At 60.3% G+C, this 24,212-nt stretch carries 19 protein-coding genes; 5 read left to right on the forward strand and 14 right to left on the reverse strand.

What is annotated here, in order from left to right:
* Positions 1-22: 22 nt before the first annotated feature.
* From BTN45_RS18315 to BTN45_RS18355, 9 genes are all read right to left on the reverse strand, one after another.
* On the reverse strand, positions 23-712 hold the full coding sequence (locus BTN45_RS18315) for a response regulator transcription factor (protein WP_207590430.1): 690 nt from the start codon (positions 710-712) through the stop codon (positions 23-25).
* A 49-nt stretch (positions 713-761) separates the two neighbouring features.
* Positions 762-3,476 (reverse strand): sensor histidine kinase KdpD, encoded by a 2,715-nt coding sequence (locus BTN45_RS18320; protein ID WP_207590431.1) that lies wholly within the window; start codon positions 3,474-3,476, stop codon positions 762-764.
* A 54-nt stretch (positions 3,477-3,530) separates the two neighbouring features.
* Complete coding sequence (gene kdpC, locus BTN45_RS18325; protein WP_004445848.1) at positions 3,531-4,097, reverse strand: potassium-transporting ATPase subunit KdpC; 567 nt, start codon at positions 4,095-4,097, stop codon at positions 3,531-3,533.
* A 12-nt stretch (positions 4,098-4,109) separates the two neighbouring features.
* Complete coding sequence (gene kdpB, locus BTN45_RS18330; protein WP_207590433.1) at positions 4,110-6,194, reverse strand: potassium-transporting ATPase subunit KdpB; 2,085 nt, start codon at positions 6,192-6,194, stop codon at positions 4,110-4,112.
* A 43-nt stretch (positions 6,195-6,237) separates the two neighbouring features.
* Positions 6,238-6,402 carry a hypothetical protein gene (locus BTN45_RS18335; RefSeq protein ID WP_004445852.1) on the reverse strand — a complete coding sequence of 55 codons (165 nt, stop codon included), beginning with the start codon at positions 6,400-6,402 and terminating at the stop codon, positions 6,238-6,240.
* Between the two features lie 9 nt (positions 6,403-6,411).
* Positions 6,412-8,115, reverse strand: a complete 1,704-nt coding sequence (gene kdpA, locus BTN45_RS18340) for a potassium-transporting ATPase subunit KdpA (protein ID WP_207590434.1) — start codon at positions 8,113-8,115, stop codon at positions 6,412-6,414.
* A 33-nt stretch (positions 8,116-8,148) separates the two neighbouring features.
* Positions 8,149-8,238, reverse strand: coding sequence for a K(+)-transporting ATPase subunit F (gene kdpF, locus BTN45_RS18345; protein WP_003506089.1), 90 nt, complete (start codon positions 8,236-8,238; stop codon positions 8,149-8,151).
* 319 nt (positions 8,239-8,557) lie between these two features.
* Complete coding sequence (locus tag BTN45_RS18350; RefSeq protein ID WP_207590435.1) at positions 8,558-9,505, reverse strand: asparaginase; 948 nt, start codon at positions 9,503-9,505, stop codon at positions 8,558-8,560.
* On the reverse strand, positions 9,502-10,953 hold the full coding sequence (locus tag BTN45_RS18355) for an amino acid permease (protein ID WP_004445858.1): 1,452 nt from the start codon (positions 10,951-10,953) through the stop codon (positions 9,502-9,504). The genes BTN45_RS18350 and BTN45_RS18355 overlap by 4 nt, the downstream gene beginning before the upstream one ends.
* 269 nt (positions 10,954-11,222) lie before the next feature.
* Here BTN45_RS18355 and BTN45_RS18360 point away from each other — a divergent pair, with 269 nt between their 5' ends.
* Positions 11,223-12,650, forward strand: coding sequence for an aspartate ammonia-lyase (locus BTN45_RS18360; protein WP_246751706.1), 1,428 nt, complete (start codon positions 11,223-11,225; stop codon positions 12,648-12,650).
* Here the strand turns inward: BTN45_RS18360 and BTN45_RS18365 are convergent.
* The 4 genes from BTN45_RS18365 to BTN45_RS18380 form a co-directional block, all read right to left on the reverse strand.
* Positions 12,619-13,335, reverse strand: coding sequence for a FadR/GntR family transcriptional regulator (locus BTN45_RS18365; protein WP_022563084.1), 717 nt, complete (start codon positions 13,333-13,335; stop codon positions 12,619-12,621). The genes BTN45_RS18360 and BTN45_RS18365 overlap by 32 nt on opposite strands.
* 188 nt (positions 13,336-13,523) lie before the next feature.
* The gene (locus BTN45_RS18370) at positions 13,524-16,595 is read right to left on the reverse strand and encodes an efflux RND transporter permease subunit (protein ID WP_207590436.1); all 3,072 of its coding nucleotides are present in this window, start codon (positions 16,593-16,595) and stop codon (positions 13,524-13,526) included.
* Positions 16,592-17,677, reverse strand: coding sequence for an efflux RND transporter periplasmic adaptor subunit (locus tag BTN45_RS18375; protein WP_207590437.1), 1,086 nt, complete (start codon positions 17,675-17,677; stop codon positions 16,592-16,594). The genes BTN45_RS18370 and BTN45_RS18375 overlap by 4 nt, the downstream gene beginning before the upstream one ends.
* Positions 17,677-18,753, reverse strand: coding sequence for an efflux RND transporter periplasmic adaptor subunit (locus BTN45_RS18380; protein WP_006697210.1), 1,077 nt, complete (start codon positions 18,751-18,753; stop codon positions 17,677-17,679). Before BTN45_RS18380 ends, BTN45_RS18375 begins: the two co-directional genes overlap by 1 nt.
* 298 nt (positions 18,754-19,051) lie before the next feature.
* Here BTN45_RS18380 and BTN45_RS18385 point away from each other — a divergent pair, with 298 nt between their 5' ends.
* Positions 19,052-19,666 (forward strand): TetR/AcrR family transcriptional regulator, encoded by a 615-nt coding sequence (locus tag BTN45_RS18385; protein WP_207590438.1) that lies wholly within the window; start codon positions 19,052-19,054, stop codon positions 19,664-19,666.
* Positions 19,667-19,719: 53 nt separating this feature from the next.
* Here the strand turns inward: BTN45_RS18385 and BTN45_RS18390 are convergent, their stop codons facing one another.
* Positions 19,720-20,754: a LacI family DNA-binding transcriptional regulator gene (locus BTN45_RS18390; RefSeq protein WP_035208607.1), complete on the reverse strand. Its 1,035-nt coding sequence runs from the start codon at positions 20,752-20,754 to the stop codon at positions 19,720-19,722.
* 140 nt (positions 20,755-20,894) lie between these two features.
* Between BTN45_RS18390 and BTN45_RS18395 the strand changes: the two genes are divergently transcribed.
* From BTN45_RS18395 to BTN45_RS18405, 3 genes are all read left to right on the forward strand, one after another.
* The gene (locus tag BTN45_RS18395; protein WP_207590440.1) at positions 20,895-21,929 is read left to right on the forward strand and encodes a Gfo/Idh/MocA family oxidoreductase; all 1,035 of its coding nucleotides are present in this window, start codon (positions 20,895-20,897) and stop codon (positions 21,927-21,929) included.
* A 12-nt stretch (positions 21,930-21,941) separates the two neighbouring features.
* Entirely contained in the window at positions 21,942-22,844 is a 903-nt protein-coding gene (locus tag BTN45_RS18400; protein ID WP_137069565.1) for a sugar phosphate isomerase/epimerase, read from the forward strand.
* A gap of 61 nt (positions 22,845-22,905) precedes the next feature.
* Positions 22,906-24,138: a sugar ABC transporter substrate-binding protein gene (locus tag BTN45_RS18405; RefSeq protein ID WP_113381468.1), complete on the forward strand. Its 1,233-nt coding sequence runs from the start codon at positions 22,906-22,908 to the stop codon at positions 24,136-24,138.
* Positions 24,139-24,212 lie beyond the last annotated feature (74 nt).

Genomic DNA, 24,212 nt, shown 5'->3' on the forward strand with positions numbered 1-24,212 from the left:
AGGGCGTTGCCTTGCGGCGCCCTCAAACCTCCTGCAACCGGTAACCTACCCCGGTTTCTGTCAGGATGTAACGGGGCTGATCGGGGATTTTTTCGATCTTCTGGCGCAGTTGGCGCACATAGACCCGCAAATATTGCACGTCGGTCAGTTCATCCCATACGTGCTCCAGCAGGAAGCGGTGCGTCAGCACCTTGCCTGCGTGCTGAACCAGCACCCGCAGAATATCGTATTCCTTCGGGGAGAGCTTCACCTCCCGGCCCTCCACCCTGACGATACGCCGGACAAGATCGACCGAAAGATCGCCGGTCTGAAAGACAGGCCTTTCACCCTGGCTCTGGAGCCGGTGGCGCAGCGCGACACGGATGCGGGCGACGAGTTCGTTCATGCCGAAGGGCTTTGTAATGTAGTCGTCGGCTCCCAGTTCCAGTGCCTTGACGATACCTGCTTCATCGGTTCGGCTGGACAGGATGATGACCGGCAACGCCACCCCCTCGCTGCGCCATTTCGCCAGAAGATCGTGTCCCGACATATCCGGCAGGCCGAGATCGAGAATGACGAGATCGGGCTTGTCCTGCTCGACCAGCTCCATCGCCACCTTCGCATTCATCGCCTCGCTTACCGTATAATCCTGCGTCGACAGCCCCACCCGCAAAAGCTTGCGGATCGGCGGTTCATCGTCAACGATCAGAATGTTAACGGCGGAATTGGTCATTCCAGGGTCTCCTTTGGCGGCGTAGTGGGAGCGGGGTCGCCATTTCGGCTCAGGCGGCGCCCTGTTCATGATTTAGCACAGGCGCGTTGGCGGGAACGGGCAAAGTTACCGTGAATTGCGCACCTCCCCGACCCTGCCTGTTCTCCGCACGAATCGAACCCCCCATGGCCTCGATGAAACCCTTGCAGATGGATAGCCCCAGTCCGGTTCCCGCCTGCACCTGATCGGTCTTGCGCACCCGGTAGAAGCTGTCGAACACCCGCTCCGCATCTTCGGGAGGAAAGCCCGGCCCCTCATCGGCCACGGACAGGAAGACGTGCCTTCCCTGCTGCCAGCCCCGGAGTTCGATGACCGTGTGTTCGGGAGCATATTTGGCCGCGTTGTCTATGAGGTTGAACAGGACCTGTTCGAATAGCACGGGATCGACCCTAAGCATCGGCAGATCAGGCGGAATATCCAGAACAACCTCATGCCGCACAATGATTTTCGCGGCACGCGAAAGCGCTGTCCCGACCATGTCGCCAAGGAAATGCAGCCCGTAATTCGGCTCCATTGCACCCGATCCGATCCGCGTCATATCGAGAAGATTGGAGATGAAGCGGTTCAGCCGTTCGGATTCCTCAACGATCGTCGAAAGCAGATCGGCGCGCGCATCGGGCGGGATGTCCTCGGCAAAGTCCTTCAGCGTTCCGGCCGAACCCAGAATAGCCGCGAGCGGGGTTTTGAGGTCGTGGGAAATGGAGGTGAGGAGTGCTGTGCGCAGTCGGTCGGTTTCCGCGGCCAGCCTTGCCTTGTCGACATCCGAGGCAAGCTGGATACGTTCGATCGCGAGTGCAGCCTGGTCGGCCAGCGCATCAAACAGGCGCTGTTGTTCAGGTGTCAAAAGCGGCCCGCTTCGGTCATCATCCAACCCGACGACGCCGACGGCACCGCTGCCGGTGCGGAGCGGCAGATAAAGCCGCCGGGCGCCCGGCAACGTGTCTGCGCCGCGACCAGCCGCCTTGTCGTGTTCCCATGCCCATTGCGCGGCCGCGATATCGGCATCCACCAGCGTGTCATCGGGCGGATAACCGGCCTTGACGGCGATGGCGTTGTTCTCCGGCAGAAGCAGCACCACCCTCACCTTCAACATCGAAGCCATCTGGTAAGCGGTGGCCCACAACACATCATCCAGCGTGGCCGTTCCGGCAAGCTTTTTGGAAAACAGGTAGAGATCTTCCGTCGTGCGCGCCCTTACCCGCGCCGAGGCCGCCTGCCGTTGCACCGCAACCGTGAGGTTGGAGGCAACAAGCGCCACTCCGAGATAAAAAAGCAACGCCAGAACGCTGTCCGGCGCGCTGACCGTCAGCGTGTATCGTGGTTCCAGAAAGAAAAAATTGAATGCGACGGCACCAAGCAGCGAGGCATATAACGCAGGTCCAAGTCCTCCGCGAACAGCGGCCGCCAGCACGGCCATGAGAAAAACGAGCGCCAGATTCTGAACGTCGAGCGTCCGGTCAAGCACGATGCCGACAACGATGGCGAGCGCTACGAACAGCGTGCTGTTGAGATAGGAGCCTATCGACCAGCGCGAGCGGGACGGTGCGGCCTTCACGGATTGCGCCGGCTTCTCTTCATTCTTGTCGCCGGAAATGACGTGCACACTGATATCGCCGGCATGGTCGATCAGATCATGCGTCAGCGAGCGCTGAAAAATTCGCTGCCACCAGGATTTTCGCGGGCGACCGATGATGATGTGGGTGAAATTGTTTGTATTGGCGTAGGAGATGATCTCCCGCGTCAGGTCAAGCGCCGGCAGGGTTACCGTCTCGCCGCCAAGCTGCTGGGCAAGCCGCATGGTGCCGGCCAGCCGGTCCTTCTCCGCCTCCGACAATTGCTGCGACCGCGGCGTGTCGAGATGCAGTGCGGTCCATGGTGCGCGCAGCCGGTCCGCCTGCCTTCGGGCATAACGCACAAGACCGGGGCCGTTGCCGCCATGATCAAGACAGACCAGAACCCTGTCTCCGGCCGCCCAGGGGCCAGAGATGGCATGGGATTGCATGTGATTGAGCAATTGCTCATCCACCCGCTGCGCGGTGCGCCGGAGCGCCAGCTCGCGCAATGCCGTCAGGTTACCGCGCGAAAAATAATTCTCGATGGCGCGCCGTGCCGTACGGGGCAGGTAAACCTTGCCATCCTGCAGCCGCTTGATGAGGTCGTCAGGCGTAATATCGATGATTTCGACATCATCGGCCCGGTCGATGATGCTGTCGGGCACGGTTTCACGGACACGGATGCGGGTGATCTGCGCCACCACATCATTCAGGCTTTCGACATGCTGGATGTTCAGCGTTGTGTAGACGTCGATGCCCTGCGCGAGGATTTCCTGAACATCCATATAACGCTTGGGGTGGCGGCTGCCTGCAGCATTGGTGTGAGCAAGTTCATCGACCAGAACCAGGGCGGGGCGACGCGCGAGGATCGCGTCGATATCCATCTCCTCCAGCATCTGGCCGCGATAATCGATACGTTTGCGAGGGACGACCTCCAGCCCCTCGACCAATGCCTCGGTCTCCCTGCGGCCATGCGTTTCCACGACGCCGATAATGGTGTCGACGCCATCCGCAAGCTTCGCCCGGCCTGACATCAACATTTCATAGGTCTTGCCGACACCGGGTGCGGCGCCCAAAAAAATCTTCAACCGGCCCCGCGCCTCGCGCCTGGCGTTTTCCAGAAGCGCATCGGGCGACGGCCGGCCGGGCATGTTGCTGATATCGTCAGGCATTTAACCACCAGTGGTCGAGGCTATGGCTTGCGAACAAGCCATAGCCATTTCAATTCATGAGCCGGCTGCGTCAAGAGCCATGTTGAGCGCAAGAACGTTTACAACGGGCTCGCCCATGAAGCCGAGTTCCGGAGCTTCGACGTGACGCTCAACGATGGCGCGCAATGCCGCTTCATCCATGCCCCTCGCTTTGGCGACACGCGGAACCTGGAAATAGGCGGCTTCCGGCGAAACATGCGGATCGAGGCCGCTGCCCGAGGCCGTCACCAGATCGGCCGGCACCGCCGAGGCCGGATTTTCAGCTCTCGCGGCCTCGTAATCCTGTTTCACCCGGTCGATAAGCTTGGCGCTCGTCGGCCCGAGATTGGAGCCGGAGGACGAAGCCGCATTATAGCCATCGCCGGCGGCGGAAGGACGGCCATGAAAATAAGTCTCGCCAGTGAAGGCCTGCCCGATCAATTGCGATCCGACCACCGTGCCATTTTTTTCGATCAGGCTGCCATTGGCCTGCGCGGGAAAAAGCGCCTGCGCCAGGCCCGTCATGCCGAGCGGATAGGCAAGGCCGGTGATGGCCGTGGTGGCGAGGATCAGCACCAGTGCGGGACGAAGCTGTCTAAACATTGTCTTTACTCCTCAGGCGAGACCGAGCGCCGTGATGGCGAGGTCGATGGCCTTGATGCCGATAAAGGGAACGATGATGCCGCCGAAGCCATAGATGACCAGATTGCGCGATAGCAGCGCACCTGCACCGATCGGGCGATATTTGACGCCCTTCAGCGAGAGCGGGATCAGCGCGATGATGATAAGCGCGTTGAATATGATGGCCGAGAGGATGGCGCTCTGCGGCGTCGAAAGTCCCATGACATTCAGGACGCCAAGCTGCGGATAGAGCGCCAGGAACATTGCGGGAATGATGGCAAAATATTTGGCGATGTCGTTGGCAACCGAGAAGGTGGTCAGTGCACCGCGCGTCATCAGCAACTGCTTGCCGATTTCGACGATCTCGATGAGCTTGGTCGGATCGCTGTCGAGATCGACCATGTTGCCCGCCTCGCGGGCGGCCACGGTACCGGTGTTCATGGCAACGCCGACATCGGCCTGCGCCAGCGCGGGAGCATCATTGGTGCCGTCACCGCACATGGCGACGAGCTTGCCCTTCGCCTGCTCCTCGCGGATAAGCTCCAGCTTGTTTTCCGGTGTGGCCTGGGCGAGGAAATCATCGACACCCGCTTCCGCAGCAATTGCGGCGGCGGTCATCGGATTGTCGCCAGTGATCATGACAGTGCGGATGCCCATGCGGCGAAGCTCCGCAAAACGCTCGCGAATGCCGCCCTTGACGATATCCTTCAGCTGCACGACGCCGAGAAGCTTGCCATCCCGAACAACGGCGAGCGGCGTGCCCCCGGTCTTGGCAATTTCTTCGGCAATTGTCCTTATGCCGCGCATGGCATCCGTTTCGGTTTTGACGGCAAGCGCCACATTGCCCTGTTGCGAAGCGCCGCCGTCAACATAGGAAAGAACGGCGTCGACCGCCCCCTTGCGAATGGAGGAGCCTTCGAAATCGACACCGCTCATGCGGGTCTGGGCGGTGAAGGGGACGAAATTGGCATGCAGCTTCTGCATGTCACGGGCACGGATGCCATATTTCTCCTTCGCCAGAACCACAACGGAGCGACCTTCAGGTGTTTCGTCAGCAAGGGACGCAAGCTGGGCCGCATCGGCCAGTTCCTGCTCGGAAACGCCGGCGACGGGGCGGAACTCGGTCGCCTGCCGGTTCCCGAGCGTGATCGTGCCGGTCTTATCGAGCAACAGCGTGTCCACGTCGCCAGCAGCCTCGACGGCGCGGCCGGACATGGCAAGCACGTTGAAACGCACCAGCCTGTCCATGCCGGCGATGCCGATGGCCGACAGAAGCGCGCCGATGGTGGTGGGGATGAGCGTGACGAACAGCGCCACCAGCACGATGATCGGGATCGAACCGCCGGCATAGGCCGCGAAACTCGGTATGGTCGCGGTGGCCAGAACGAAAATCAGTGTCATGCCTGCGAGCAGAATGTTGAGCGCAATCTCGTTCGGCGTTTTCTGGCGTTCAGCACCTTCGACCAGGGAAATCATCCGGTCGAGGAAGGTGGAGCCGGCAGCAGCGGTGATGCGTACCCTTATCCAGTCCGACAGCACCTGCGTGCCGCCGGTCACGGCAGAGCGGTCGCCACCGGATTCGCGGATGACCGGGGCGGATTCGCCTGTTATCGCCGCCTCGTTTACCGAAGCAACACCTTCGATGACCTCACCATCGGAAGGGATGATATCGCCTGCCTCTACAAGAACGACATCGTTCACCTTCAGGCTGGTGCCCGCCACCATACTGTATTGGCTACGGTCATCGCCGGTGAGCAGTTTCGCCTGGGTTTCTGTGCGGGTCCGGCGCAGCGAATCCGCCTGCGCCTTGCCGCGCCCTTCGGCGACGGCTTCGGCGAAATTGGCGAACAGCACGGTGAACCAAAGCCAGAGATTGATCTGGAAGGAGAAGCCCAGATTGGCACCGCCCGTGATGAGATCGCGGATGAACAGCACCGTGGTCAGCACTGACACCGTCGCGACAACGAACATGACCGGATTGCGCGCAAGCGTGCGCGGGTTGAGCTTTTTGAATGCGGCGGCGATGGCCGGCACGAGAATGCGAGAATCTAGGATGCTCACTTGTTTGGACTGGCTCATGAAGAGGCTCCAGCGTTTGAACAGGGCGACCGATGAGGGTCGATCAGCCCGTGATAACTTCGAGAGCGACAACGGCGGCGAACAGAGCCGCCATCATCGCGAGAATGAGATTGGAGGCGCACCAGCCGCCGGGCGTGGCGCTGCCTCTGACGGGAGCGCCGTTGCGGGCGGGAACGATGCGGCGACGTGCGGATTTGCCTTCGTTCATGACATCACCTCAAAAAAGCTGACCTGCCGCCATGACAAGATGTTCGGCAACCGGGCCGAGCGCCAGCGCAGGCAGGAAGGTAAGGCCGCCGACGATCAGGATCGTGCCGACCAGCAGGCCAACGAAAAGCGGGCCATCCGTCGGGAAGGTGCCTGCAGAGGCCGGAACGGTCTTCTTGGTGACCAGCGAACCCGCAATGGCGAGTGCGGGAATGATGACCAGAAAGCGGCCCATCAACATGCCGAGACCAAGCGTGATGTTGTACCAGGTCGTGTTCCCGGTCAGGCCGCCGAAGGCCGAGCCGTTATTGGCGGCCGCCGAGGTGTAGGCATAGAGGATTTCGGAAAAGCCGTGCGGGCCCGCCGTCCCAATCGATGCCACAGCCGAGGGCAGGATGGTGGCCGTGGCGGTGAAGACCAGCATGGCGAGCGGCAGGCAGAGAATGGCCAGAACCGCCATCTTCATTTCCTTGGCCTCGATCTTCTTGCCGAGATATTCCGGCGTGCGCCCGACCATCAGCCCTGCCACGAAGATGGCGATGACGATGAAGAGCAGAATGCCGTAAAAGCCCGCACCGACCCCGCCGACGATCACCTCGCCCAGCTGCATGTTGATGAGCGGGATGAGACCACCCAAGGCCGTGAAGCTGCCGTGCATGGCATTGACCGCGCCGCAGGACGCAGCCGTGGTGATGACCGCGAAGAGCGACGAGAGCGCCAATCCGAAACGGACTTCCTTGCCTTCCATATTACCGCCTGCAAGCCCGAAACTGTGCATCAGCGGGTTTCCGGCTGCTTCCGCCCAGTACGTGACGGCAACGCCGGCGATGAACAGCACGCCCATGGCCGCAAGGATAGCCCAGCCCTGGCGCTGGTTGCCGACCATGCGACCGAAGACATTGGTGAAAGCTGCGCCGATGGCGAAGATCGATACCATCTGGATCATGTTGGAAATGGCATCGGGGTTTTCGAAGGGATGCGCCGAATTGGCGTTGAAGAAGCCGCCGCCATTGGTGCCCAGCATCTTGATCGCGAGCTGCGATGCGACGGGGCCGACGGCAATTGTCTGCTGCGCGCCTTCCAGCGTCTGCGCGTTCACATAGGCGCCGAGCGTCTGCGGCACGCCAAGCCAGACGTAGACGAGCGTCAGCACGATGCAGAGGGGTAATAGCACGTAGAGCGTGGAGCGGACCATATCCACCCAGAAGTTACCGATCGCCTTGCCGGAAGCGCGCGAGAATGCGCGGATCAGGCCGATGGCGATTGCCATGCCGGTTGCGGCGGAAACGAAGTTCTGCACGGTGAGACCGGCCATCTGCGTCAGATAGGAAAGCGTGCTTTCGCCGCCATAATTTTGCCAGTTGGTGTTGGTGACGAAGCTGACGGCCGTATTGAAGGACAATTCTGGTCCGACGGCCGCCATTCCCTGCGGATTATAGGGTAGCACGGCCTGAAAGCGCATCAGGGCATAGAGCAGGGCGAAACCGAGAAGATTGAAGAGAAGCATGGAGACCGCATAGGTCGTCCAGTGCTGCTCCTCACGCTCACTTGTCCCGGCAAGGGCGTAAAGTCCGCGCTCGACCGGCACAAGAACCGGCGACAGCAGCGTGCGCTCGCCATTGAAGACACGCGCCATATAGAAGCCAAGCGGCTTCACCAGCGCAAAAATGATCCCGCAGAAAAGCAGGACCTGGAACCATCCATTGAGGGTCATGGTATCAAACTTTCAACAGCCGCCGCTTCCCGATCAGAAACGTTCGGGGCGAATGAGAGCATAGGTGAGATAGGCAGCGATAAAGACCGTGACGGCGCCGCTCAGGATATAATCAAACGTCATCGCAGCCTCCGTCTAAAGCCGGTCGCAGGCGCGCGTGTAGGCAAAGCAGAGGGCGAAGAACACCGTGGCTGCGCCGATCAGAACAATATCCATCATTGATGGGACTCCTTTTTAATCGAGGAGCCGGACAGGAAGAAAAGCGCCGTCATGTGGGACGTCGCTTTTCATTCTTTCTGGCTGGGAAGAAACACCATCCCTTCCCGCACAGAAGAATGCACCCGAACCGCATAAAGGTTCGAGACGGCCACAGGGGCAATAAAATAGGAATCCTATAGGAATTTCGATGCCCGCTGACCGGACATCGCTGCCGCCAATCAAGTCAGCTGTTGTCACCGAAAGCGGAAACGATGGTTTCCGCTGGAACTTTGTCCGCCAGCAGCGCGGCCAGCAAAATGCGCGCCTGGCCCGGACGAAGTGTGGCTGAATGCACGGCGCCCGCTGCGACGAGATCATGTCCACCGCCGCCGCCGCCGTAACTCGCCACGAGCCGCCCTTCCGGCACGCGGCTGGAGACGACGACCGGAACGCCGCGTTCGGCGCAGCGCTTCACGGCTTCGGCGATACGCGGATTGGCATTCCCGGAACCAAGTCCGGCAAGAACGATGCCTTTCGCGCCCGCCTGAAGGCTTGCATCGATATGGGTGGCATCACAGCCAGGATGAATGGCAACGATATCGACGCGCTGATCGGCCACCGGGGCGGAAAGCAACAGTGTTCGGGCGGCAGCCAGTGGCCGGGTCGAGCGGAATGCGTCTGCCTCGTCCGCGCTCAGCTTGTAGAGCCCCCAGGCCGAGAGACAGCGACCGCCGAAGGAGAGAAGCACACCCTTAGCAGCATTCGCCTGATCGAGCGCTGTTTCTATGGCCCGAGCCAGATTTGCCGGTCCGTCTGCGTCCTTATGGTCTGCCGTAAACTGTGCGCCGGTGAAGACCACCGGCTTCGTGATGGCGTGCTGCAAATGCACGAGTAGCGAGGATTCCTCCATTGCATCGGTTCCGTGCAGAACCACGATACCCGCCACTTCGGGATCGTCGAGTTCGATATGAACGGCATCGCTGATGGTCTGCATGTCGGCAAGCGTCAGGCTGGACGAATCTTTCGCCATGAGGTCCACCGGCTTCAGCCGGGCGCCGATTTCCGGTACCAGCGCAAGCAGATCTTCACCGGAAAGGCTGGGCGTGCTGGCACCATCGGCACCGCGCCGACTGGCGATGGTGCCGCCGGTGGCGATGACCGCCACCAGAGGTATCGCGCCCTGCCCGCTCAATGCGATGCTCCCGCGCGTTCAGCCGCGAGGCGATAGATGCGGTCACGCAGCAGATACCAGCCGATGACGAGCGCCGGGATGATAATCAGCAGCGAAGCGATGGTCCAGGAGCCGACGGGATAGTCGAAGGCCATCAGCACCAGCACGCCGAACAGAAAAACGAGCGTGAGGATGCCGGTATAGGGCGCGCCGAACATGCGGAAATCCGGACGCACCAGTTCACCGCGCTGCGAAAGCTGCCAGAGTTTGAGCTGGCAGAGCACGATGACGGCCCAGGCGCAGATGATGCCAAGCGCTGACAGGTTGAGCGCGATTTCGAACGCGGCGGCGGGGACAACGGCGTTGAGTGCGACGCCGAACACGGTAACGACGGCAGTGACCGCGATGCCACCATAAGGCACGCCATTCTTGTTCATCTTCGCCAGCGCTGCCGGGGCCGAGCCGGAGACAGCCATGGAGTGAAGGATGCGGCCGGTGGAATAGAGCCCGGCATTGAGCGAGGACAGGACGGCGGTCAGAACAACAAGGTTCATAATGACATCGGCACCCTGCACGCCGATCGAGCCGAAGAAGGTAACGAAAGGGCTCTCGCCGGCCTTGTAGGCCGTGTAGGGCAGGAGCAGCGTGAACAACAGCACCGAGCCGACGTAAAACACGACGAGACGCAGGACGACGGCGCGGATGGCGCGCGGCATGACTTTGCGCGGGTCCTCGGTTTCGCCTGCCGCCGTACCGATCAACTCGATCGAGGCATAGGCGAATACCACGCCCTGGATGATGACGAAGGCTGGAAGAATGCCATTCGGGAAGAAGCCGCCATTGTCAGTAATGAGGCTGAAGCCGGTAACGTGGCCTTCGATGGGCGTACCGAAAATGACGAAATAAACGCCGACGACGAGGAAGATCGCGAGCGCCAGCACCTTGATCAGGCTGAACCAGAACTCCAGTTCGCCGAACACCTTCACCGACAGCATGTTCATCGCCAGCACGACCACCAGCGCCGTCATCGCGAATACCCACTGATCGATGCCCGCAAGCCACGGTACGTATTGCTTGAAGAAATTCATATAAAGCGCAACGGCGGTGACATCGGCCACCGAGGTCATGGCCCAGTTGAGCCAATACATCCAGCCGGCCGCAAAGGCCATCTTCTCACCGTAGAACTCACGGGCATAGGACACGAAGGAACCGGAACTGGGGCGATGCATGATCAACTCGCCGAGCGCACGCAGCACGAGAAACGCGAAGAAGCCGCAGAGTGCATAAACGAAAACCAGAGCCGGACCGGCCTGTGCGAGACGCCCGCCGGCACCCAGAAAGAGACCCGTGCCGATGGCGCCGCCGATGGCAATCATCTGAATCTGGCGCGGCTTCAGGGCTTTATGGTAACCGAGATCCTCTTCGGCGAAGACCTCACGTTCGGCGGGTGCCGTTTTTCCAGAATGCATGGATTTATCCTCCCGATAAAACGCTTGTAGTCGGCAATTAGCCGGAAATCAAAGTGGAACTGGCGTCGTCCCCAAGGCTGGAAATATGGCCAGCGAATGCGCTCATTCTGTAAAGCTGCATGACAGATTTTTGCCGTCATAAGTCCAGACAATGGCATTCGTCAAGAGCTGTTCGCCAATATTGACCTTCCTCCCCCGCAGGCATATGGTCATTAATCTGTAAGACAGCTTTACAGATTTTGCAACGCTTGAAGCCAGTGGAGGAAGAAGTGAGCGTGACGCGCAGTGAGCATGATTTGCTCGGGTCGAAGGAAATTCCGACGAATGTTTATTGGGGCGTGCACACCGCGCGCGCGGTGGAAAACTTCAAGATCACCGGGGTGACCATTGGCCATAACCCTTACCTGTTAAGGGGTTTGGCCTATGTGAAAGAGGCGGCCGCACGTGCAAATCACGAACTTGGCCTGCTCGACAGGGATCGGATGGAGGCGATTGCGGAAGCCTGCCGCGAAATCCGCGCCGGCGCTCTTCATGAGCAATTCGTTGTGGATGAAATCCAGGGCGGAGCCGGCACATCCACCAACATGAACGCCAATGAGGTCATCGCCAACCGCGCGCTGGAACTGCTTGGGCACGAAAAGGGCGATTATGCCCGGCTGCACCCGAACGATCACGTCAATCTCAGCCAGTCGACCAACGATGCTTATCCGACTGCGGTGAATGTGGGCCTGATCGAGGCTATTGACGACCTGGCAGCCTCGATGGGCGTTCTGAAGGACGCCTTCGACCGCAAGTCGCAGGAATTTGCCGGCTTCATCAAGATCGGGCGCACGCAATTGCAGGATGCGGTACCGATGACGCTCGGCCAGGAGTTCCGCACGTTCGTGGTGATGCTGGGCGAAGACCAGGCGCGCCTGATCGAATCCGCCGCTCTGCTGCATGAGATCAATCTGGGCGCCACCGCCATCGGCACCGGGCTCAACGCACCGCGCGGTTATGCCGAGCTTGCCTGCCGACATCTGGCGGAACTGACCGGCCGGCCGCTGGTGACGGCCGCGGACCTTATCGAAGCCACACAGGACCCCGGCGCCTTCGTGCACCTCTCCGGCGTGCTGAAACGCGTCGCCGTAAAGCTGTCGAAGACTTGCAACGACCTTCGCCTGCTGTCGTCAGGCCCGCGCGCCGGGATTGGCGAAATCACCCTTCCCTCCGTTCAGGCGGGCTCAAGCATCATGCCGGGCAAGATCAATCCGGTCATTCCCGAAGTGGTCAACCAGGTGGCCTATGCGGTGATCGGCAACGACATCACCATCACCATGGCCGCCGAAGCCGGGCAGCTGCAGTTGAACGCCTTCGAGCCGATCATCGTGCGTGCGCTCTCCCAGAGCATCAGCCAGCTAAGCGCCGCCTGCCGCACACTGGCAGAGCGATGCGTGGACGGCATCGTCGCCAATCCGGCCATCATGGCGCAGCGTGTGGAAGAATCGATCGGTCTCGCCACGGCGCTTAACCCGCTGATCGGTTATTATGCGGCGACGGAAGTCGCCAAGGAAGCGCTTGCCAGCGGGCGTACCGTGCCGCAGGTGGTTCTTGAACGTGGTTACATGACAGAGGCCGAACTGCAGCAAGCGCTTAGTCCACGGCACCTTGCCAATCTGCCAGCGGTCACGGCTGGCGAAGCCGATCTTCGCCAATGATCGTCGTCACTACCTGCTTCACCTGCCCGAGGTGAAGCTCCATCGCCTCACGCGCCTCAGGCGCTGAACCGCGCCGGATCGCCTCGACGATCCGGCGATGCTCGAAATTGGAAGCGACGCGGCGACCGGCCATAAGGTTCACCATCTCTGATTGCTGGGCGACGGCCTCGCGGGCGTCCGCCACCACCTTGGCAAAGAGGCGGTTGGCGGAGGCCTCCGCGATGGCGCAATGAAACTGGCCGTCCAGCAATACCCAGGGATGCGGCCTTTCCTCGGTTTCCATGCGATTACAGAGATCGAGCAAAACCTGCAGTTGGGCGTCCGTGCGACGCAAGGCGGCCCACCCTGCAGCCGGCACTTCGATGAAGGGGCGGGCCTCGATTAGGTCGCGTGCGGAATAGGCACCGTAATTCAGTTCCGATGGCGGCGTCGGGGTCATCACATACGTGCCGCTGCCTGTGCGCGTCTGCGTCAGGCCGAGCGTCTGGAGAGACCGCAGGGCCTCGCGAATAATCGGCCGGCTGACGCCGTAACGCGTTGCGAGATGTGCTTCCGAGGGGAGCCGGGTACCAACCGCAAGCTGGCCTGTCGTGATGGCGGAGCGGATATCATCGAACACCGCTTCCGCGGCATTCTTGCGATTGATCGGCTGTCCATCCGCGAGCCAATCCGACAAACCGCCCATTTTTAAATCCTCCGCACTCTCAATATGTCCGCGATATCGACGCAACCGCCCAAATACAAAAGGACGGCTGCCGCTCTCGCGGCTAAGCCGACCTTCCTAACATCATCCTGCACGCGGGAACAACGACGGTGGATATTTTTATTGGAGCGAGGAGGCAGTGCAGCCACCACCTCGCCCGGCATCCGATATCACGCCTCGATTTCTGCGCCCCCCGGCTTCTCATCCTCGCGCGGAATACGAAACCAGGCAACGTAGAGCGCCGGCAGAAAAAGCAGGGTAAGCGCCGTGCCGACCACAATGCCGCCCATCATCGCATAGGCCATCGGCCCCCAGAAGATTTCCCGGGATATGGGGATGAGGGCAAGCGTTGCCGCCGCCGCCGTCAGCATGATCGGCCGCATGCGGTGTTCGGTCGCCTCAATGACGGCACGCCAGGCCGAGACACCTTCGCTTCGCAGATGCTCGATCTGCACGACGAGGATGACCGAGTTGCGGATGAGGATGCCGATCAGCGCCAGCACGCCGAGAATGGCAACGAAGCCCATTGGCGCATTGGAGAATAGCAGTGCCACCACCACGCCAATCAGGGCCGTGGGCGCCACGGCGAAGACCAGGAACAACCGGCTGAAGCTTTGCAGCTGAACCATCAGGATCGTCGCCATTGCAAACAACATCAGCGGCACCACGGCGACGATCGGCGCTTGCGAATCCGCGCTGGATTCCACCGAACCGCCCGTCTCCACCTTGTAACCCACAGGAAGCGTTTTCTCGAAAGCCTCTACTTTCGGCTTCAGCTGCGTCACGATCGTTGCGGGCTGCGTCGCGCCGATGATGGCAGCCTTGACGGTGACCGTCGGTATCCGGTCACGACGCCAGATGGTCGGTTGCTCCAGCTCGTAGCGGAAATTGGCAATGGCCGAAAGCGGCACGGCCTTGCCGTTGGTCGCCGGCAATTGCAGATTCTGCAAGGTTTCGATGGACCCGCGCTCCGACAACTGCGCCCGCGCCACCACATTCACGAGGTAGATGTCGTCCCTGACCTGGGTGACCGTAGATCCCTCGACAATGCTGTTCATGGCGTTGGCGATATCTTCCGAGGAGACGCCGAGCTGGCGGGCCTTGTCCTGCAGCACATCCACCTTCACCACACGTGTCGGTTCGTTCCAGTCCATGACCATGTTGGACAACAGCTGGTGTTCGCCGACAATGCCCGACAATTGCTGCCCGAGCTCACGGACCTTCTGGATATCCGGGCCGCTGAGGCGATATTGCACCGGCTTACCGACCGGCGGGCCGATATCGAGCAGTTTCACGAAGGCGTCAGTGCCGACGAATGTCCGGTCCAGATATTCCTGCAATTCGGCGCGCACCTTGTCCCGCACGTCCAGCCCTTTGGTGACGATGACGGTCTGGCCGAAGGTGACATCAGGAGTCTGCACGTCGAAAGAGAGGATGAAGCGCGGCGCGCCTTCACCGACATAGGTCGTCCAGTGGTCGATATCCGGATTCTTGGCGAGCATTTCCTGCTCGAACTGCGCCATCTGCCGGTTGGTTTCGGCAATCGAGCTGTTCTGCGGCAGGCTCCAGTCAACGATGAGCTCCACACGGTCCGAGGACGGGAAGAACTGCTGCTGCACGAGGCTCATGCCACCCACGGACAGGCCGAACAGGGTTATGGTGAGGATGATCGTCACCCAGCGCCAGCGCAGCGCCCGGCCGAGAAGCCAGGAAAAGGCCGAGGCGAACCGGCCCTTCTTCTCGTGGTGAGATTTCATTGTCTTCGGCAGAATCGTCACGCCGAGCAGGGGCGTGAACAAAACCGCGACGATCCATGACACGATCAGCGAAACCGCAATCACCACGAAGAGTGTGAACGTAAACTCACCCGCTGCGCTGTTGTTGAGGCCGACAGGAATAAAGCCGGCAACGGTGACCAGCGTACCGGTCAGCATCGGGAAGGCGGTGGAGGTGTAGACATAGGTCGCCGCTTTTCTGAGATCGTCTCCAACCTCAAGCCGCGCGACCATCATTTCGACGGCGATCATCGCATCATCCACGAGAAGCCCGAGCGCGATGATGAGAGCACCGAGCGAAATGCGTTGCAGCGAAATGCCTGTATATTCCATGTAGACGAAGGTTATCGCCAGCACGAGCGGAATGGAAACCGCCACCACCATGCCGGCCCTGAGGCCAAGGCTGATGAAGCTGATGACTAGGACGATGGCGATGGCTTCGAACAGCGCCGAGGTGAAGCCCGAGACGGCCTCATCGACGACGGCAGGCTGATCGGACACCCGGTGCACATCGACGCCAACTGGCAGATCCGCCACCACGCGTTTCATCTGCGCATCCAGCGCCTCGCCGAAATGCAGCAGGTTCGCGCCGGTTTTCATGCCGATTGCAAGGCCGATGGCCGGCTGGCCGTTGAAACGGAACAGCGAGGACGGCGGATCGACATAACCGCGCCGGATCGTCGCTACCTCCGTCAACGGGAAAAAGCGGTTGTTGACGCGCAGGTTGATCGCCCGCAGACTGTCTTCAGAGGTGAACTGGCCGCTGACGCGCAGCGCCACGCGCTCAGGTCCTGCATTGACGAAGCCGGACTGGGTGACGGCATTCTGCGATTGCAACGTCTTGATGATGGACTGCTGATCAATGCCGAGCGCGGCGATCTGTCGGGTGGAAAATTCCAGATAGATCGTCTCGTCCTGTGCGCCGATGACATCGACCTTGCCGATATTGTCGACGGTCAAGACCTTGGCGCGGGCATCTTCCACCAGGTCACGCAATTGCCGCTGGCTGAGACCGTCGCTGGTGAAGGCGTAGATATTGCCATAAACGTCGCCGAAACGGTCATTGAAGAAGGGGCCGACCACGCCGGATGGAAATTCGCCCTTGATGTCGCCGATCATGTTGCGCACCCGCACCCAGGTCGGCTCGACATTGCCCGCCTTGGTTTCCGGCACCAGCTCCACAAAGATCGTCGTGCGGCCCGCCACCGTCTGGCTGCGCAGATGATCGAGATTATCGAGTTCTTCGAGCTTCTTCTCGATCCTGTCGGTCACCTGCCGCGCCACTTCCTCCGCCGAGGCGCCGGGCCACTGGGCACTGATGACCATGGTCTTGATGGTGAAGTTCGGGTCTTCCTCGCGACCGAGGTTGAGGTAGGAAAAAACGCCGGCGAGAACGAAAACCAGCATGAAATACCAGACAAGCGAACGGTGTTCGAGCGCCCAGTCTGAAAGATTGAATTTCTTCACTGACGGACCTCCTGATCGATCCTGATGGCCTGTCCATCCTTAAGCTTGTGAACGCCGGCGCTGGCAACGCGCTCGCCGGGTTTGACGCCGCCGGTGATGCGCACACTGCCGCCTTCGGCAGGTTCACCCTCTATCGTGACCGGGCGCGCGGTGACGGTAGCTGTGTCGGCATTAACGATCCAGACGGACCAGCCGCCCTCCGTTTTCAGCAGGGCCGATGCCGGCAGCATGATCCGCGGTTCGGAAGCAGCAAGCACGGAAGCCGTGACGACGGAACCGAGGCGGAATGCCGCCGGCGCATCCTGCAGACTGATCTTTGTCCGCCGTGTGCGCGTTGCCGTTTCGGCTGCCGGGGCGATTTCCCGCACCACGCCGGTGGTTCGGATTTTTGGATCGAGCTGCAGGGCGATCTCGAAGGTCGAGCCGATATCCAGACGCTGCGCCGCAAATTGCGGAACATCCACCACTACATCGCGCACTTCCGGGCGGGCGATGGTGACGACCGTCTGGCCGGCGGAAACAACCTGGCCGATTTCACCCGACGTGGCCGTGACAACACCGTCGAATTCCGCACGGAGCTGCGCGTAACCCAGCTGTTCTTCCGCCTTGTCCAGGTTTGCACGGGCCTTGGCGACGGAGGCGTTGGCGGTGCGCGTTGCCTGTTGGGCTTCCTCCAGCGCCGCCTCGGTGCCGCTGCGCGCCTCCGCCAGCACACGCTGGCGCTGTTCGGTGGTCACGGCATTGGCGAGCTGCGCTTCGGCATTGGAAAGATCCGACTGCGCGCTCTTCACCGACAGTTCAAGCGCGAGCGGATCGATCGAGGCCACCACATCCCCCTTCTTGACAAGATCGGCGACATCGACGTTCCGCGCTATGATCCGCCCGAGGACGCGAAAACCGAGATCCGTCTGAATGCGTGATTCCACCGTTCCGGTGAGCTGCAGCGCATCCGCCGACTTTTCCTCGACCACCACCGAGAGCACCGGTCGCGGCGCCTCGGCGGCGGCCTCCTGCTTTTCCTGACAGGACGAGAGCGCCATCGCGGGCAGCAGCAAAAACAAGCTTCTGTTTATCCTGAACATTATTGTGCCTGCCCCTTTTCATAGGCGACCTTTTCACCGGTCCGGAGGAATTTGGTCCCGCCCGTGACCACGAGATCGCCGGGGTTCAGCCCCGCCGAGACGACGAATTGACTGGTCTCATAATCCGCAACCTCGATCGGCCGCATGGAGACTTCGGAGGATTGCGGATCCACCACCCAGACGGCGGGTCGGCCTTTTTGCGACGTCATTGCCGACCATGGAAGCTCGATGGCATCCACCTGCCTGAAGCGGAAATGGCCGGATACCGGCGCACCAAGCGGCATGGTCAGATCGCCGTTAAGACCGACCTTCACCCTTATCGTACCATTGTCCGGATCGATCGTCGGAGAGATTTCCCGCACGGGGGCCGCCACGGCGCGGGCGGGATCCGAAAGGAGGCTGACATTGACGAGATTGTCGATGTCGCGCTCCAGGAAGAGAGATTCGTAGACATCAAACACGGCGTCGCGCGGCCCGTCATGCGCCAGCGTGAACACGAGCTGGGCAGCCTGCGCCACCTGGCCTACTTCGACATTTCGCGCCGTGATCACGCCATCCGCATCGGCCCTGAGTTCCGTATACGACAGCGCGTCGCGCGCCGTATCGAGCTGCGCCTGGGCCGATCTGACCGCGCCCTGCGTGGTAAGCAGCGTCTCCTGGGCCTTGTCGACGGCCGAGCGCGAGGTGACCTGCGTCCGGAAAAGACTTTGCTGGCGATCGAATGCCAATTGTGCCTGCGTCTGTTGTGCTTCTGCCGATTGCAGATTGGCAAGGGCAACATCGATGTCGGCCTTCTGCTCCTCCGGATCGATGCGGGCAAGCAGTTGCCCTGTCGTCACCCGCGCGCCCACATCCACCAACCTTTCGGTGATCTTGCCGCTGACGCGAAACGACAGGTCCGTCTGAACCCTCGCCCTCACTTCGCCGGTGATGATGCTGCCACGGTCGATCGGCTGCTTCTCAGCCTTCACCACATCGACAGTTCGCAGCGGCTTTTCGGCCGGCGGCTCTTCATTGCTGCAGGATGACAGGGCAAAAACGCCGCCCACCGCCCATGCGATAAGAATGGTTCTCATGCTGACCTCTTGATCTCCGCCCTCTTCCATAATATTTGACTGACTGTATAGTCAATGAAATTCTTATGCCGTCGCTCTGGGAGCTTTTCGGGGTATCGCTGCCCTAGAGAAGGATCATTGCAGACTGCCCGACGCATTCGCTGGCAAGCAAAGGCATATGTTGACATACCGAGCATCAAACCACCTGCGGAAATCGGTTCCGGTTTTTGCACTGGTGCGATAGGCAGACCACCTGTTACTTCCGCCGATCACGACGGGTAGAAGGGCACGCGCCGACAATATGTAAGGATCCGGGGTAATGGCGAAAACGAAACTCTCACGTGCAGAACAGAAGATACAACGTCCGCTGCAAATTCTCGACGCCGCATTTGAGGAATTCACCAAAAGGGGATTTACGGCAACGCGGGTCGAAGACATTGCCGACCGGGTGGGAGTGACGAAAGGCACGGTCTATGCCTATTTCGAAACCAAGGAAGCCCTTTTTGCCGCGATGATCGAGCACGTCGGCAGACCGTTCCAAGAGGCATTCGAAGCCTACGAACGCACCTCCGACGATCCCGTCGAGGAGCTTCGCCTGCTTCTCGAATTCCTGTTCGAAACGCTGGTGGATGACCGGCGTATGCGGGAACTCTTTCGTTTCGTCGTGGCAGAGGGAGCCAAGTTTCCGGATCTGATAGACCACCACCATGATATTCTGATGGCGCCGGTGCTCGCCCGCATCAATGCTATCCTGGACAAAGGTGTCGCGAAAAAGAGATTCAGGGCCAACGCGCCCGAACTTGCGCATGTCGTCATGTCACCAATGGTCGGAACATTGGTTTTCAGGCTGATTTTCGACGACCGGCGCAGCCTGGACAAGGAGGCCGTCATCAAGGTTCACCTCGACGTGCTCATGAACGGCCTGCTCCCCTGAGCAGCCAAAACATCCTGCCCGCCGCGGGCTGGATGGAGCCCCACCTGGCTGACCTACGATACCGGACCTGGATCGCTCTCCCCCGCCACGAGCACCATCGGCCATATGCAATGGGGGGCCTGGGCGGGATAAAATGGCGCATAGGCCGGCATTGTCGACAAAAGAGTCTGCGCCACCGTAACGCCGAGATCATGCAGCGACATGCGGAAGCTTGTCAGGCGCGGTTCGAGAAACTGTCCGCGCGGACCGTCACGGAATCCGATGACGGCGAGATCCCGCCCCGGTTCGAGCCCCGCTTCCGCAAGACGACGATAAAGACCGACGGCCATCAACTCATAGATCAGCACAATCGCCGTCGGCCGAGGCCGCATCTGCAGCCATTCGCTGGCGGCGTGATAACCGCCCTGCTCGCTCGATTTCGCCCGGATGACCAAAGAGGAATCATAAGCGATGCCATTATCGTCCAGCGCACGCCTGTACCCATCAAGGAACACATGCCCGAGATTGATATCGCTGTCGGGCGCGGCTACCGCGATCGAACGATGCCCGGAGGCCACGAGGCGATCGATCGCGCTTTTCGCGACGCCCTCGAAATCGAGATCCACCCAGGCATGATCCGTGCTGGAGGCGGTCCGCCCGAGCGCTACGAAAGGAAGCCGATTCTGCTTGAGAAAATCGACACGCCTGTCGATTCGCCGGGTGGCGGAAATGATCATCGCATCGACCATGCGGCGCGCCACCATACGCTTGAGATATTCGTCGGGGTCCTCTTCTCCCGGGCAAGGCAGAACGATGAGATCGAGGTTGTGACCGGAAAACACGCTTTGCAGGCCATCCGTCAAGCCGAGAAAGAAGTTGTCGGCGTTCTCCACCGTCTGCGCGTCACTGCCCGTCATCAGACCAATGACATTGGTCGTTCCCTGCCGCAGGCTGCGGCCTGACTGGTTGGCGACGTAACCCAGTTTTTCCGCAGCCTCGAGAACGCGGCGCCGTGTCTCTTCGTTCACGTCGGGCTTGCCGTTCAGCGCACGGGAAACAGTGCCGATCGATATCTCGAGGTAATCGGCAAGCTGGCGAATTCCTTTCATGCGCTCCCCTTCCAAATCCCGGCCCGCAATCTGCGCGCCACTTGATGGTCTTGACATATCTAACATCATCGGCATAGTCTCGTAAACGTTTACGACGCTCTGCGCAAAGAGGAGTTTGCGAAAGAGTCCGGGGAGATGAGATGACTTTTAATGCCGTTTTATGCGGGTGCGGAGCTATGGCCAAAGGCTGGCTGCGCGCCATCCAGTCCTCGCCGGAAATCGCCGGCGAAATCAGGATCGCGGGTCTGGTGGACCTGAACGAGGGCACGGCCCGCGCGCTTGCCGAGGAATTCGCCCTCACCGGCGCGGTCATCGGCACCGATCTTCGCGCGGTTCTCGCCGAAACGAGAGCCGACATTCTTTTTGACATCGTCATCCCACAGGCGCGTTTTGCCGTAGTCGAAGCCGGTCTCGCAGCTGGATGCCATGTGCTGAGCGAAAAGCCGCTTGCAGCCTCGATGGAGGAAGCCGCGACGCTGGTGGAACTGGCGAAAAAAGCCGGCAAAATTCACGCCGTGGTGCAAAACCGTCGGTTCGTGGCCGGCATCAGACGTCTACGCCGCGCATTGGAGGAAGGCGCCATCGGTGATCTGACCGCCATCCATTGCGATTTCTTCCTGGGGCCGCATTTCGGGGGGTTTCGCGAGGAGATGAAAAACGTCCTGCTTCTCGATATGGCAATTCACACCTTCGACGCGGCCCGTTTCGTCGCCAATCAAAAGCCGCTCTCCGTCTTCTGTGTGGAGAAGAACCCGGCGGGCTCATGGTATGCGCATGGGGCCAGCGCCAACGCGATTTTCGAGTTCTCCAACGATGTCGTCTTCACCTATCGCGGCTCGTGGTGCGCTGAAGGCGAGCGGACAAGTTGGGAAGCACGCTGGCGGCTGATCGGCTCCAAAGGCATGATTCTCTGGGATGGCGAAGACGGTTTTTCCGCCTCGGTGGCTGGCAACGAACAGGGTCTTCTGCGTGGCTTCAAGACCGTAAACGTTTCCGATGTCGTGTCAGATAAGGACACGCGCGGCCATGCCAGCGTCATTTTATCATTTCTCGAATCCATGCGTACCGGCGAGATGCCGGAAACAGCCTCCTTCGACAATATCAACAGCCTCGCAATGGTGATGGGCGCGATCGAAAGCGCGCGTCTTGGCCAGCGCGTTTCCATTGCAGCATAAGGACCGACAGACGTGAGCAATCCGGCAACATCCATCCGCATCGGCACCATGATCAGCGCCACCAAGGGTCAGGCGGCCGAACGTATCGGGCAGATCGCCGATCTCGGCTTTGAAAGCTTCGAGCCCTTCTTCTGGCAGACGACCAACGGTCAGGACCTTGCCGAACTCGGCAAGCGCTGCCTTGATGCAATTGGCGACCGCGATATCACCATCAGTACGCTCGGCATGTTCGGCAATCCGCTGGAAGAAACCGATATCGACCTTCAGACATTGCAGGGCTGGAAGGATTGCATCGACAACGCCCACCATTTCGGCGCGACCTGCGTTGCGGGGTTCACCGGCCGGCTGCGCGGCAGGCCGCTGCCGGAGAGCCTTCCCCGATACAGGCAAATCTGGAGCGAGCTTGCAAAACGTGCCGCCGACAAGGGCATAAAGATCGCTTTTGAAAACTGCGCCATGGACGGCAACTGGCAGACGGGCGACTGGAACATTGCGCATAATCCCGATGCCTGGGAACTGATCTTCAACGAAACGCCGGACGAGAATATCGGCATCGAGTGGGAACCCTGCCACCAGATGGTTTATCTGATCGATCCGCTACCGCAGATCCGCAAATGGGCGAAGAAGATTTTCCACGTGCATGGCAAGGACGCGACCATCCGCTGGGACGTCATCCGCGAGCACGGCATTTTCGGCAAGGAGAAGTTCGTCTTCATGCGCACGCCGGGTTTCGGCGACAGCAACTGGACCGATATTATTTCCGAACTGCGCCTCGCCGGCTGGTCAGGCTCGATCGATATCGAAGGCTGGCATGACCCGGTCTATCGCGATGCGCTGGAAATGACCGGACAAGTGCATGGCCTGAACTATCTGAAAAAATGCCGAGGCGGCGATTTCGTCGTCGATCCGACATAACGGAAACCTTTTGGGAGAAGGTTCCCGAGATTGCAGAGACGATAACCAAGAGGAGGAGATTATGGGTATCGCAAAATGCATGATGGCCGGCGCGTTTCTGTTGGCGGGCGTGTCCGCCGGCGCGATTGCGGCACAGGCAGAGGACGTGACTTTGACCTTGTGGTCGCTGGACCGGGATATCCAGCCGGCTCCAAATCTCATCAAGGAGTTCAACGCGCTCAATAACGGCATCAAGATCGAATACCGGCAACTGCAGTTCGATGACGTGGTGAGCGAATCCATGCGCGCCTATTCGACCGGCAATGCGCCCGACATCATCGCCATCGACAACCCCAACCACGCCATGTTCGCCGCACGCGGAGCCTTCCTCGATGTGACCGACATGATAGCCAAGTCCGATGTCATCAAGACGGAGAATTATTTCCCCGGCCCGCTGAAATCGGTGATGTGGGATGGAAAATATTTCGGCGTCCCGAAGGCGACCAACACGATCGCTCTTTATTACAACAAGGATCTGTTCAAGGCCGCCGGGCTGGATGTGGCAAAGCCGCCGCAAACCTGGGATGAGCTGGTTGACGCGGCACGCAAACTGACCAACCCTTCCAAGAACGTCTATGGCATCAGCTTCAGCGCCAAGGCGAATGAGGAGGGCACATTCCAGTTCCTGCCCTGGGCGCAGATGGCTGGCGCCACCTACAAGAACATAAACACCGAGGGAGCCGTGAAAGCGCTCGAGACGTGGAAGCTGATGCTGGACGAAAAACTGGCTTCGCCCGATACGCTGACACGCAGCCAGTGGGATTCTACCGCGACCTTCAACGCCGGCAACGCCGCCATGGTCATTTCGGGCCCATGGGAAATCGACCGCATGCTGAAGGACGCGAAGTTCGACTGGGGCGTCACGCTGCTGCCGGTTCCGGCGCCCGATGCGCCGCGCTCATCGGCCATGGGGGACTATAACTGGGCGATCTTCTCAAAGACCAAACATCCTGAAGAGGCCTTCAAGGCGATCGAGTTCTTTGTCTCGCAGGACAAGGACATGTTCAAGAATTTCGGCCAATTGCCGGCGCGCTCGGACATTCCCGTACCGCCCACCGGCAATGCGCTGAAGGATGAAGCGCTCAAGACCTTCGTCGAGCAGCTCAAATATGCACAGCCGCGTGGCCCCTCGCCCGAATGGCCGAAAATCTCGAAGGCCATTCAGGATGCCATTCAGGCCGCGCTGACGGGACAGATGTCTCCGAAGGACGCACTCGACCAGGCTGCACAGAAAATCAAGCTCGTCGATGGTTGATCAGGGAGGCGGCCGGCATGTCCGGCCCCATCCGCAGGGTTCCTCCCGGTGGGGTCGCTTGCCGTGATAAGCGG

The sequence above is a fragment of the Rhizobium sp. ZX09 genome, assembly GCF_017357485.1.
GTDB lineage: Bacteria > Pseudomonadota > Alphaproteobacteria > Rhizobiales > Rhizobiaceae > Agrobacterium > Agrobacterium pusense.